The sequence below is a fragment of the Pseudoxanthomonas sp. 3HH-4 genome (assembly GCF_006716465.1).
Lineage (GTDB): Bacteria > Pseudomonadota > Gammaproteobacteria > Xanthomonadales > Xanthomonadaceae > Pseudoxanthomonas_A.
In genome coordinates this window covers 214,840-226,471 of record NZ_VFPB01000005.1, presented here as the reverse complement: position 1 = coordinate 226,471, position 11,632 = coordinate 214,840, and the positions used below count along the sequence as shown (strand labels likewise).

Annotated in this window: 10 protein-coding genes and 1 other RNA gene; 1 reads left to right on the top strand and 10 read right to left on the bottom strand. The window is 67.2% G+C overall.

What is annotated here, in order from left to right:
* Positions 1-17 precede the first annotated feature (17 nt).
* Genes ftsW through mraZ form a run of 8 tightly spaced genes read right to left on the bottom strand, consistent with a single transcriptional unit; the run spans position 18 to position 8,757 of the window.
* A complete protein-coding gene (gene ftsW / locus FB548_RS15520) occupies positions 18-1,313 on the bottom strand; it encodes a putative lipid II flippase FtsW (RefSeq protein WP_142125701.1) in 1,296 nt (431 codons plus the stop codon).
* Positions 1,313-2,398, bottom strand: coding sequence for a phospho-N-acetylmuramoyl-pentapeptide-transferase (gene mraY, locus FB548_RS15515; protein WP_142125700.1), 1,086 nt, complete (start codon positions 2,396-2,398; stop codon positions 1,313-1,315). The genes ftsW and mraY overlap by 1 nt, the downstream gene beginning before the upstream one ends.
* The gene (gene murF, locus FB548_RS15510) at positions 2,388-3,767 is read right to left on the bottom strand and encodes a UDP-N-acetylmuramoyl-tripeptide--D-alanyl-D-alanine ligase (RefSeq protein ID WP_142125699.1); all 1,380 of its coding nucleotides are present in this window, start codon (positions 3,765-3,767) and stop codon (positions 2,388-2,390) included. Before murF ends, mraY begins: the two co-directional genes overlap by 11 nt.
* On the bottom strand, positions 3,764-5,248 hold the full coding sequence (locus FB548_RS15505; protein ID WP_142125698.1) for a UDP-N-acetylmuramoyl-L-alanyl-D-glutamate--2,6-diaminopimelate ligase: 1,485 nt from the start codon (positions 5,246-5,248) through the stop codon (positions 3,764-3,766). The genes murF and FB548_RS15505 overlap by 4 nt, the downstream gene beginning before the upstream one ends.
* Entirely contained in the window at positions 5,245-7,089 is a 1,845-nt protein-coding gene (locus FB548_RS15500) for a penicillin-binding transpeptidase domain-containing protein (RefSeq protein WP_142125697.1), read from the bottom strand. Before FB548_RS15500 ends, FB548_RS15505 begins: the two co-directional genes overlap by 4 nt.
* On the bottom strand, positions 7,086-7,349 hold the full coding sequence (gene ftsL / locus FB548_RS15495) for a cell division protein FtsL (protein ID WP_142125696.1): 264 nt from the start codon (positions 7,347-7,349) through the stop codon (positions 7,086-7,088). Before ftsL ends, FB548_RS15500 begins: the two co-directional genes overlap by 4 nt.
* Positions 7,346-8,296: a 16S rRNA (cytosine(1402)-N(4))-methyltransferase RsmH gene (gene rsmH, locus FB548_RS15490; RefSeq protein WP_142125695.1), complete on the bottom strand. Its 951-nt coding sequence runs from the start codon at positions 8,294-8,296 to the stop codon at positions 7,346-7,348. Before rsmH ends, ftsL begins: the two co-directional genes overlap by 4 nt.
* A gap of 14 nt (positions 8,297-8,310) precedes the next feature.
* The gene (gene mraZ / locus FB548_RS15485; RefSeq protein WP_142125694.1) at positions 8,311-8,757 is read right to left on the bottom strand and encodes a division/cell wall cluster transcriptional repressor MraZ; all 447 of its coding nucleotides are present in this window, start codon (positions 8,755-8,757) and stop codon (positions 8,311-8,313) included.
* Between the two features lie 323 nt (positions 8,758-9,080).
* On the opposite strand from mraZ, the gene FB548_RS15480 reads away from it, so the two are divergent.
* Complete coding sequence (locus FB548_RS15480) at positions 9,081-9,851, top strand: NRDE family protein (RefSeq protein ID WP_142125693.1); 771 nt, start codon at positions 9,081-9,083, stop codon at positions 9,849-9,851.
* Between the two features lie 205 nt (positions 9,852-10,056).
* On the opposite strand, the gene rnpB is transcribed toward FB548_RS15480, so the two are convergent.
* Positions 10,057-10,406, bottom strand: an RNA gene (gene rnpB / locus FB548_RS15475) — RNase P RNA component class A.
* A gap of 46 nt (positions 10,407-10,452) precedes the next feature.
* Positions 10,453-11,625, bottom strand: coding sequence for a chromate efflux transporter (chrA, locus tag FB548_RS15470; RefSeq protein ID WP_142125692.1), 1,173 nt, complete (start codon positions 11,623-11,625; stop codon positions 10,453-10,455).
* Positions 11,626-11,632: the final 7 nt, after the last annotated feature.

Sequence of the window (11,632 nt, the reverse complement as noted above, 5' to 3'; positions counted from 1 at the left end):
GGGAGCGCCCGCACTGCTCATGCGATCCTCTCGAACGTGGGCTCGACGCGTTGCTGCAGGCGGCTGGTGCCGCGCAGCGTCTGCGGGAACGAGGCGGTCGCGGCGGGCACCGGACGCGGATCGACCGACGCAGGCGAATCGCCCGCGCCCTGGATCACTTCCCCGCGCAGCGCGACCTGGCGCTGCGTGCGCTCCAGCTCGTAGGACACGCGCAGCAGCAGGCCCATCGCCACGCAGGTCATCAGGATGCTGGAGCCGCCCGACGAGATCAGCGGCAGGGTCAGGCCCTTGGTCGGCAGCAGACCCAGGTTCACGCCCATCGACACGAAGCTCTGCATGCCGATCCACAGCGCGACACCGAATGCGATGTAACCCGCGAAGTGCCTGCGCATTTCCACGCAGCGCAGGCCGATGACGAAGGCGCGCCCCACCAGCAGCGCGTACAGCGCCACCACCAGGCAAACGCCCACGAAGCCAAGTTCTTCGCCGATCACCGAGAAGATGAAATCGGTGTGCACTTCCGGCAGATAGTTGAGCTTCAGCACCGAACCGCCGAGGCCGATGCCGCCCCACTCGCCGCGACCAATCGCCATCAGTGCGTTGGTCAGCTGGTAGCCACTGCCGAACGGGTCGGCCCAGGGATCGGAGAACGAGGTCAGCCGGCGCATGCGGTACGGCTCGGCGATGGCGATCACCGCAAGGATCGGCAAGCCCACCAGCACCGGTCCGAACATGCGCGGCATGTTGACGCCACCGAGCACCAGCATGCCGGCGGTGATCGCCAGCAGCAGCGAGGACGAACCGAAGTCCGGCTGCATCAGCAGCAGCGCGACCAGCACCACCACCACGCCCAGCGGCTTGAGCATCGCCGCCCAGGTCGCGTTGACCTCGTCGCGGAACCGCACCAGGTAGCTGGCCAGCCAGACGATGAAGAACACCTTCACCGCTTCCACGACCTGGAAATTGGACACGCCCAGGTTGATCCAGCGGTGCGCACCCTTGACGCTCACGCCCAGCCCGGGCACGAACACCAGCAGCAGCAACACCATGCACCCCAACAGCAGCAGGTGGTTGCGCGCCTCGATGCTCTTCAGCTCGGTACGCGTCACCCACCACGCCAGTCCCGCGCCGGCGACGAGGAACATGCCATGGCGGACCAGGTAGTAGAACGGATTGCCGTGCTGGTAGATCGACGCCGACGCCACCATCACCACGCCCAACGACGCCAGCGCCAGCATGGCGCCGAGCAACCAGGGGTCGAAGCGGCCCCCGATGGCTTCAAGACGTGTGGCCTGGCGCGGCGTGTCGTTCATCAGCGCACCTTCAACGTGGCCAGGCCAACGAGGACGAGCACGACGGAGATGATCCAGAAGCGCACGATCACGCGCGGCTCCGGCCAGCCCTTCAGTTCGAAGTGGTGGTGGATCGGCGCCATGCGGAATACGCGTTTGCCGGTCAGCTTGAACGACGCCACCTGGATCATCACCGACAGCGTCTCGATGACGAAGATGCCACCCATGATCACCAGCACCAGTTCCTGGCGCACGATCACCGCGATGGTCCCCAGCACCGCACCCAGCGCCAGCGCGCCGATGTCGCCCATGAACACCATGGCCGGATAGGTGTTGAACCACAGGAAGCCCAGGCCCGCGCCCGCGATGGCCGCGCAGATGATCGTCAGCTCGCCCGCGCCCGGTACCTGCGGGATCTGCAGGTAGCTGGAAAACACCGCGTTGCCCGAGGCATACGCGAATACGCCCAGCGCACAGGCCACCAGCACCGTCGGCATGATCGCCAGACCATCCAGCCCATCGGTCAGGTTGACGGCGTTGGAGAAGCCCACGATCCAGAAGTACGCGATGGCGACGAAGCTGATGCCGGCCAGCGGCAATGCAATCGACTTGAAGAACGGCACGTAGAAGGTCGTGGCCGCCGGCACATCGGCGTACAGGTACAGGTAGAGGCCGGCGGCCAGGCCGAAGATCGACTGCAACAGGTACTTCCAGCGCGACTTCAGCCCATTCGGGTCGCGCTTCACGATCTTGATCCAGTCGTCGTACCAGCCGATGGCGCCGAATGTCGCCATCACCAGCAGCACCACCCACACGTACTTGTTGCGCAGGTCGCCCCACAACAGCACCGACAGCAGTACCGTCACCAGGATCAGCGCGCCGCCCATCGTCGGCGTGCCGGCCTTGGAGAAGTGCGACTGCGGGCCGTCCTTGCGGATCGGCTGCCCGCCCTTCAACTGGCCGAGCTTGCGGATCACCGCCGGGCCGAGCCACAGCGACAGGAACAGCGACGTGAGCGCAGCGAGAATGCCGCGGAACGTCAGGTAGCCGAACAGGCCGAAGAAATTCTCCAGGCTCTGCAACCAGCGAGCCAGTTCAAGCAACATGCGATGTGTCCTCCCCGGTGGACAGCAAGATGGCGACGATCCGGTCCATCGCGCTGCCACGCGACCCCTTGACCAGGCAGCGCACGCCGGGCCGCAGCTCGACGCCCAGGGCGTCGGCCAGCGCAGCGTGGCTGTCGAACGGATGCGCGCCTTCACCGAAGGCGGTGGCAGCGGCGGCACTGAGCGGACCCAGCGTGTACAGGCGACGGATCCCGGCGGCCTTGGCGCGACGACCGGCATCGGCATGCAGCGCCTCGGCATCGTCGCCCAGCTCGCGCATGTCCCCGAGTACCAGCCAACCTTCGCCACCGGCCTGCGTACTCGCCGCGGCCAGCGTGTCGATAGCGGCCATCAGCGAGCCAGGATTGGCGTTGTAGCTGTCGTCGATCACCACCGCACCATTGGCGAGCGCGTGCGCCACCTGGCGACCCGCCACCGGCTGCGCGGCCGACAGGCCCTCGGCGATGATGGCGAGTGACACGCCGCAAGCCATCGCGACCCCTGCGGCCGCCAGCGCGTTCAGCACGTTGTGCCGGCCCGGCAGGTGCAGGCTCACGCCCACCTCGCCGTGCGGAGCGACCAGTACGAAATCCGAACCCTCCGCCGTCGCGCGGATATCGCGCGCGGAAAGGTCGGCCGTGGTCTCCAGGCCGAAGCGCAGGATCCGGCGATCCGGCACGCGGCTGGCGAAGTACTCGGCAAAGGCATCGTCGGCGTTGATCACCGCGGTACCGTCGGCGGGCAAGGCGTCGTAGATGGCGCCCTTGGTCTCCGCCACGCCCATCAACGAGCCCATGCGCTCCAGATGGGCGGCCGCGATGTTGTTCACCAGCGCCACTTCCGGCGTGACGATGTCGGTCAGGTAGGCGATGTCGCCCGGCTTGCCCGCGCCCATCTCGTAGACCGAGAAGTCGGCATCGTCGGGCGCGTCGATGACGGCCATCGGCAAGCCGATCTCGTTGTTGCGGTTGCCGGGATTGAAGTAGGTGACGCCGGCGCGCTGCAGGATGGCGACCACCAGTGTCTTCACCGTGGTCTTGCCGTTGCTGCCGGTGATGGCCACGGTCTTCTCCACCCGGTCGCGCTGCAGGCCGGCGGCGATGCGCGCGATCGCCAGCAGCGTGTCCGGCACGACGACCTGTGGTACGTCGACCTTCACCTCATGGTCGACCAGCACGGCGGCAGCGCCCCGCATGGAGGCGTCGTAGGCGAAATCATGGCCATCGAACCGCTCGCCGCGCAGGGCGACGTACAGGCTGCCCGGCACCAGCGTGCGTGTGTCGTGGGTCAGCGAGCCGATCACGAGGTCATCGCCCAGCAGTTCACCGCCCGCCCAGTGCGCCAGCAGGGAAAGAGGAAGGCGCTTCATCGACGCTCCTCCAGTGCCTGGCGCGACACGGCGGTGTCATCGAACGGGTGCTTCACGCCATGGATTTCCTGATAAGGCTCGTGACCCTTGCCCGCGACCAGCACGATGTCGTCGCCGCTGGCCTGCGCGATCGCCTGCGCGATCGCCTGTGCGCGGTCGCGCTGCACTGTGACGGCGCCAGGACGGGAGAAGCCCGCCATGATGTCCGCCACGATGCGGTCGCCATCTTCGGTGCGCGGATTGTCGTCGGTGACCACCACCACGTCCGCCAGGCGCTCGGCAATCGCGGCCATCTGCGGACGCTTGCCCGCGTCGCGATCGCCGCCGCAGCCGAACACGCAGAACAGCCTTCCCTGCACGTGGTCGCGCAGGCTGGCCAGTGCCTGTTCCAGCGCGTCCGGCGTGTGCGCGTAGTCGATCACGACCAGCGGGCGAAGGTTGCCTGCGGCATCGCTGTCGCCGCCGAGCCGGTTCATCCGGCCATGGATCGGCGCCAGGCGCGACAGCGTGCGCGCGATGTCGGCCGTGGTATCGCCCAGCGCATGCAACGCGCCGGCGACCGCCAGCAGATTGTCCACGTTGAAGCGCCCCAGCAGGCGCGACTGCACAGGCTGCACGTCGTCGCCAACGACCAGTTCGAACGCGATGCCGTTGCCATCCAGGCGCAGAGCATCCGCGCGCACGCTGGCCTCGGCCTGCCCGCGCGAGCTCACGCCGATGCGCTGCACGCCATGCGGCAGGCGCGCGAACAGGTCGCGTCCGTAGGCATCGTCGAGATTGACCACGCCAGCCTTCAGGCCGGTACGGAAGAACAGCAGCGACTTCGCGGCGCCGTAGCGTTCCATGTCGCCGTGGTAGTCCAGATGGTCGCGGGTGAGGTTGGTGAATACGCCGACATCGAAATGCACGGCATCCACGCGACCCTGGTCCAGCGCATGCGAACTGACTTCCATCGCGACGGCCTTGGCTCCGGCGTCGCGGAACTGCGCCAGCAGCGCATGCATCTGCAGCACCAGCGGCGTGGTGAAGCCGGTGGGCACCACTTCGCCGTACATGCCGGCGCCCAGGGTACCCACGGTCGCGCAGCGCACGCCGCGCAGGTGCCACGCCTGCGCCAGCAGCTGCACGGTCGATGTCTTCCCGTTGGTGCCGGTGACGCCGACCATCTTCATGTCGTGCGACGGCGCCGCGTGGAAGCGGTCGGCCATGACGCCCATGCGCGATCGCAGGCCGGGCACCGCGATCGCATCGCGCGGCGCCTCCAGTCCGTCCGGCACCGGCGGCTCGAACAGGATCGCGCTGGCGCCGTTTTCCTTCGCCTGTGCGGCGAAGTTCAGGCCATGCGCGCCGAACCCGGCGATGGCGACGAAGGCATCGCCCGGCTGCACGCTGCGGCTGTCCAGCGTCAGGCCACGCACGACGATGTCGCGCGGCACCTCCACGTCGGGCAGCAGTTCGGCCAGCGCCATCATCCGCCTCATCGCGTCGCCCCCGTCGCAGGCACCGTGGCCCGCAGGGCGTCGAACGCGGACGGGTCCATCGTGTCGACGGCGTCGTCGACGAGGGCCGCCGGCACAGGTGCGTTGCCTCCGTTGGGCTTCTGCGTGTTCCTGGCCTGCGCGGCGAGCCACGCCTCGATGTCATCCGGCGGCACGTCCATCAGGCGCAACGTTCCGTCCATCACGTCATGGAATACGGGGGCGGCGACCAGGCCGCCGTAATAGCCGCCTTCCTGCGAGTCGTTGATCACCACGACGGCGGCGAAACGCGGATTGCTGGCCGGCACCAGGCCGGCGAAGAATGAAGCGTATCGGCCTTTCGCGTAGCCGCCGCCGGAGGCGATGCGGGCCGTACCGGTCTTTCCCGCCACCCGGTAGCCCAGTACGCCGGCACGCTTGGCGCCGCCTTGCGTCACCACCGTTTCCATCATGCCGACGACTTCTCGCGCGATCGCCGGATCCAGCACCTGCGGCGCTTCGCCCCGCTGGCCTTTTACGAAGGTCGGCGTCACCAGCCTGCCACCATTGCCCAGCGCCGAGTAAGCGCGCGCGATCTGCAACGGCGTCACTGCGAGACCATAGCCATACGACATCGTGGCCTTCTGCAGGCCATTCCAGCGATCCGGCGGCGCCAGCATGCCGGCGGACTCGCCCGGGAAGCCGCTGCCAGGCTTCTGGCCGTAGCCGAGACTCTGGATGCTCTCGTAGAAGTAGGCGTTCGGCAGCTTCTCTGCGATCTTGATCGAGCCGATGTTCGAGCTCTTGGTGATGACGCCGGTGACGGTCAGCACACCATTGTTCCGCGGAACGTCCTTGATGGTGTAGCGGCTGTTCAACGCCAGGTAGCCCGGATTGGTGTTGATCAGCGTCGCCGGCGTGACCACGCCGGCCTTCAGTGCGGTCAGCACGGTCAGGGGCTTCATCGTCGAGCCCGGCTCGATCATGTCGGTCAGCGCGCGGTTGCGGCGCGCGTCCGGCTTCACGCGATCGATCGCATTCGGGTTGTAGGTCGGCAGGTTGACCATGGCGAGCACTTCGCCCGTGGCCACATCCATGATCACGATCGAACCGCTGCTGGCCTGGTGCTCCAGCAACGCGTTGCGCAGCTCGCGATGCGCGAGGTACTGGATGCGGCGATCGATGCTGAGCGTCAGGTCCTTGCCTGGCTGCGCGGAGCGGATCAGGTCGACGTTCTCGACGATGCGGCCGCGATTGTCGCGGATCACCTTCTGGGCACCGGGCGTGCCGCTGAGCCATTCGTCGAACGCCAGCTCCAGGCCTTCCTGGCCGCGGTCGTCGATGTTGGTGAAGCCCAGCACGTGGGCCATCGCCGGCCCCTGGGGATAGAAGCGGCGGAATTCGCGCTGCGAGAACACGCCGGGAATCCTGTGCGCCAGGATCCGCTGCGCCTCATCCGGATTGATCCGGCGCTTGAGGTACAGGAACTCCTTGTCGGCACGCTGCGACAGGCGATGGGTCAGGTGCTCGACCGGCACGCCCAGCGCCTTCGCCAGCTCGGGCAGGCGATCCGGCGCCTTCAACAGCTCCTGCGGATTACCCCATACCGATTCCACCGGGGACGACACCGCAACCGGCTCGCCATTGCGGTCGGTGATCATGCCGCGCGAGGTGGGGATGGGGATCTCGCGCAGGAAGCGCGCATCGCCCTGCCGCTGGTAGAAGTCGTGGTTGATCAGCTGCACATAGGCTGCGCGACCGACCAGGCTGATCGAGCACAGACCCATAGCACCCAGCACCAGCGCGAGGCGTCCGCGCAGGTTGAACCGGGCGCGGTTGCGGTTCTTCGTGGGTGCGGCGTTCATGGCCTGATCACCACCACGTCGGCCGTCTCCGGGAACTTCATGCCCAGTCGGACGCGCGCCACCTGGTCGATCCGCGTGGCCTCGGCCACGGTGGCCTGCTCCAGCTGCAGGCGGCCGAACTCGACGTTCAGTTCGTCGCGGGCACGCTCCAGCCGCGTCACTTCATCGAACAGCACGCGGTGGCGATGGCGCGCGTACACCACGCTGATCGCCGAGGCGATGCTGGCCAGCACCAGCAAGATCAGCAGGAAGCGCGTCATGCCGCCACCTCCAGCTTCTCCGCCACGCGCAACACCGCGCTGCGCGCGCGCGGGTTGGAGGAGACTTCGTCGGGTTCGCCCTTCTGCCCGCTGCCGATCGCGCGCAGCGTGGGCACGAACGTCTCCGCCACGGGCAGGCGGCGATTGGCCGGCGGCGCCTTCGCATGCCGGTTGATGAACTGCTTGACGATGCGGTCTTCCAGCGAATGGAAGCTGATCACCACCAACCGGCCGCCCACCTTGAGCCGCGCCAACGCGGCGTCCAGCCCTGCCTCGAGGTCGGCCAGCTCGCGATTGATGTGGATGCGGATGGCCTGGAAGCTGCGCGTGGCCGGATGGATCTTGTCGCCGCGCGGCATCACGGACGCGATAGCGGCCGCGAGGTCGGCGGTGCGCAGGAACGGCTGGGTGGCGCGGCGCGCGACAAGGGCGCGCGCGATGCGGCGGCTCTGCTTCTCCTCGCCATAGGTCCACAGGATGTCGGCGATCTCGCGTTCCTCGGCGCGGGCTATCCAGTCGGCGGCACTCTCGCCCGCGTCGGGATCCATGCGCATGTCCAGCGGACCGTCCTTGCCGAAGCTGAAGCCGCGCTCGGCGACATCGAGCTGGGGCGATGACACGCCCAGATCGAGCAGCACGCCATCCAGGCCCGCGGCGGTTTCATCCCACAGGGCCATCGACGCGAAGCTCCCGCGCCGGATCGCCACGCGCGCGTCGCCCGCGAACATCTGTTCGGCATGCGCGATCGCGTCGGGATCCTTGTCCATCAACAGCAGCCGGCCTCCCGGGCCGAGTCGTTGCAGCACGCCGCGCGCGTGGCCTCCGCGCCCGAAGGTGCCGTCCAGGTATGTTCCGTCCTCTTTCACCTGCAGCCCTTCCATGACCTGCGTGTACAACACCGGCAAGTGCAGCGCTGGGAGGTGACCGGCCGGCGCGGACTGCCGCATGCCGTCACCCTTGCTCACAAGCGCAGCTCGAGCATGTGCGCGCTCAGATCGTCGTCAGTGAGGGTCTGACGGATCTGCGCGTGGTGCGCCTGTTCGCTCCAGAGTTCGAACTTCTCGCCCATGCCCAGCAGCACGGCCTTCTTCTCGATGCCCACCGCACTGCGATGGCTGGCCGGGATGCTGATGCGCCCATTGCCGTCCAGTTCCACGGGCGAGGCGGCACCGACCAGCTTCAGTTGCAGGTTGCGGTGCGCGCGCTGGGTGCTGGGCAGCTTGTTGACGTCATCGCGTACGCGCTGCCAGACCTGTTCCGGGTAGAGATAGAGGCTGCCGGCTTCGAAGGGGTTGTAGGTGATGACCAGGCGATTGCCGCACTCGCGCGCGACGAGGTCGCGGTACGCGGTGGGCACCGCGAGCCGTCCCTTGTCGTCCACTGTGATGGCGGTCTCACCCTGAAACACAGCCCCTGCCTTCCCGGTTCGCTAAAAGAGCGATCAATTGAACCACGGAAAACCACTAAAAACCCGGTTTTCCCTCTGCTACCCACCTTAGCACTGCGCACAAGGTTGTCAACAGGGAGGCAGACGGGAAATCGCTTGACGGATCAATGGCTTGGAGCGAACTTCAGAGACTTGTTCAAGCCTTATCCACAAGTTGCTGTTTCGTCTCAAATTTTGAGATTGAGGAAGGATTCAGTGAGGTGATCGTCGTTTCACATATCGGCTGACGGTGACGCCGGGGCCGGAGTGGAACTGCGCAAACCGCCGGTCCAGAATCCCCCCCAATGTGTCTTGTCGCGCTCGCCTGGAACGTCCATCCCCGCTGGCGGCTGCTGTTGGCGGGCAACCGTGATGAGTTCCATGGGCGCCCGACCGCGGCGCTGGCCGCCTGGGCCGAAGCGCCCGGCATTCTGGCGGGCCGCGACCTCCAGTCGGGCGGCACCTGGGCCGGCGTGGACCAGCGGGGTCGGATGGCGGTGGTGACCAATGTGCGCGACCCGGCCATCCAGGTGCCGGGGGCGCCCTCCCGGGGCCAACTGGCGGCGGGATTCCTGGGCTCGCCCGACGGCGCCGACCACCGCACGGCAGGCCTGTTGGCGGCAGCGGAGGGATTCGCCCCGTTCAATCTGGTGCTGGCCGATGCGGTCGCATGCGAATACCTCAGCAACTATCCCACGCCGCGCAGGATTCCCCTGGCACCCGGCCTGCACGCCGTCTCCAATGGGGACCTGGACGAGCCTTGGCCCAAGACGATGGCGCTGAAGGAGCGTCTCGCCGCTTGGGTGGCCTCGGCGGAAGATGACGTGACGCCCTTGTGGCAGGCCCTGTCGGACGAGACCCGCGCTCCGGATACACGCCTGCCTGACACGGGTGTTGGGCGGGACCTGGAGCGAATGCTCTCGTCCGCCTTCATCCGCGACGCCCGCTACGGCACCCGCGCCAGCACCCTGATCGCCATCGACCACGGCGGACATGGCTGGATAAGCGAGCGCCGGTTCGGTCCGGAGGGGGTGTTCGAGGGGGAGACGACGTTGCGGATAGGAACGGGCGCGTAGTCAACCCTTCCACATCTGAAGTCGTGCGGTCGCGACTGACGTCGCTCCTGCAAGGAAAAACAGCGAGCACCTGCTTACCAGCCCCCTGAGTCAGGGGGCGGCGAGCGCAAAGCGCGAGCGGGGGTCTGGAGGCCAATGGCCTGGGGCCCAAGGTTTGCGCCGCAAACCTTGGGGCTTTCCAAGGCGCCGGTGGCGCTTTGGAAAGCGGCGGAGCCGGCCGGTAAGCCGGGTTCTGTCGTGGACAGTCATTCCTCTAGGCGCAACGTCACCGTTACGCTCAAGCAACCTACCCGGACCCGACGCGGGCCGCGCCATGAGGTCCCTATTTGGTCTTGCTCCCGGTGGGGTTTGCCGTGCCGGTCCGTTGCCGGACTCGCGGTGCGCTCTTACCGCACCATTTCACCCTTGCCGTCCTGTCGAAACAGTCTTAGGCGGTATCTTTCTGTTGCACTTTCCGTCGGCTCGCGCCGCCCAGGCGTTACCTGGCACCGTGCCCTGTGGAGCCCGGACTTTCCTCGGCATTGTTTCCAATGACGCGACTGTCTGGCCGGCTCCGCCGCATGCATTGTCGCACAGCTGCCGCCCTGGCCGTCGCGAATGATCATGGAGATGCAAGCAGCAGCATGCCCAAGAGAGGCATCCCCAGCACGACCCACGCCACCGGCACGCGCATCGCCAGCGCGGCGATGCCCGCAACCACGGCCACCACATCCCATGCCCCGGACACCGCCTCCGTCCAGAGCGGATCGTAAAGCGCTGAAAGCAGGAGGCCCACGACGGCCGCATTGATGCCCGCCAGGACGCCACGCATGCGCGGCAACGCCACGATGCGGTGCCAGAACGGCAGCACGCCGACGACCAGCAAGAACGAGGGCAGGAAGATGGCGACCAACGCGAGCAAACCGCCGGTCCACCCGCCGGATCCAGCGCTCATGGACGCGCCCAGGTAGCCGGCAAAAGTGAACATCGGTCCAGGCACCGCCTGCACCGCGCCGTAGCCCGCAATGAAGGCGTCCTGCGCCAACCAGTCCGGCGCAACTACACCCGATTGCAACAACGGCATCACCACGTGTCCGCCGCCGAACACGAGCGCGCCCGCACGATAGAAAAGACCGAACATGTCGGCGGAAGAACCTGGCCCGAACAGCCACCAGGGCAGCATCAACAGCGCAATGAACGCCACCAGTGCGAAGACCCCCACCCGGCGCGAGGGCACGCCACGCATCGATAGCGTCGGCGCTCTCTTCAGTTCCCGCCGCAAAGCCAGCCCCGCCAGCGCACCCGAGAAGATCACAACCAGTTGCATCCATGCCACCGGCCACGCGACCAGCATCGCCGCGCACCCCAACATCAGCAGCCACGTGGCCGCCTCCCGGCAGAACGCACGCGCCATTCCCCATACCGCATGCGCAACCACGGCCACCGCCAGCAGCTTGAGTCCATGAACCAGGCCCTCAGGGACCTCGCCCCATCCACGCGACATACCGGCCCCCAGGCCGATCATCAGCAATGCGGAAGGAAGGGTGAAACCACACCAGGCCGCGAAGGCACCGGGAAGACCCGCACGGCCCAAGCCGACCATCATGCCAACCTGGCTGCTGGCCGGCCCTGGCAAGAGTTGGCACAGCGCGACGATGTCCGCGTACCCGGCCTCGTCCAGCCAGCGACGACGCACCACGAACGCCTCGCGGAAGTAGCCAAGATGGGCGATCGGCCCGCCGAACGAGGTCAGCCCGAGACGCAGGAAAACGAGGAAGACGCGCCACGCTTCCATGGCGTCA

Bases quoted from the DNA above. Each gene is read 5' to 3' on its own strand.
- ftsW (WP_142125701.1), bottom strand. From the start codon at position 1,313: ATGAACGACACGCCGCGCCAGGCCACACGTCTTGAAGCCATCGGGGGC.
- mraY (WP_142125700.1), bottom strand. From the start codon at position 2,398: ATGTTGCTTGAACTGGCTCGCTGGTTGCAGAGCCTGGAGAATTTCTTC.
- murF (WP_142125699.1), bottom strand. From the start codon at position 3,767: ATGAAGCGCCTTCCTCTTTCCCTGCTGGCGCACTGGGCGGGCGGTGAA.
- FB548_RS15505 (WP_142125698.1), bottom strand. From the start codon at position 5,248: ATGAGGCGGATGATGGCGCTGGCCGAACTGCTGCCCGACGTGGAGGTG.
- FB548_RS15500 (WP_142125697.1), bottom strand. From the start codon at position 7,089: ATGAACGCCGCACCCACGAAGAACCGCAACCGCGCCCGGTTCAACCTG.
- ftsL (WP_142125696.1), bottom strand. From the start codon at position 7,349: ATGACGCGCTTCCTGCTGATCTTGCTGGTGCTGGCCAGCATCGCCTCG.
- rsmH (WP_142125695.1), bottom strand. From the start codon at position 8,296: ATGCGGCAGTCCGCGCCGGCCGGTCACCTCCCAGCGCTGCACTTGCCG.
- FB548_RS15480 (WP_142125693.1), top strand. From the start codon at position 9,081: ATGTGTCTTGTCGCGCTCGCCTGGAACGTCCATCCCCGCTGGCGGCTG.
- chrA (WP_142125692.1), bottom strand. From the start codon at position 11,625: ATGGAAGCGTGGCGCGTCTTCCTCGTTTTCCTGCGTCTCGGGCTGACC.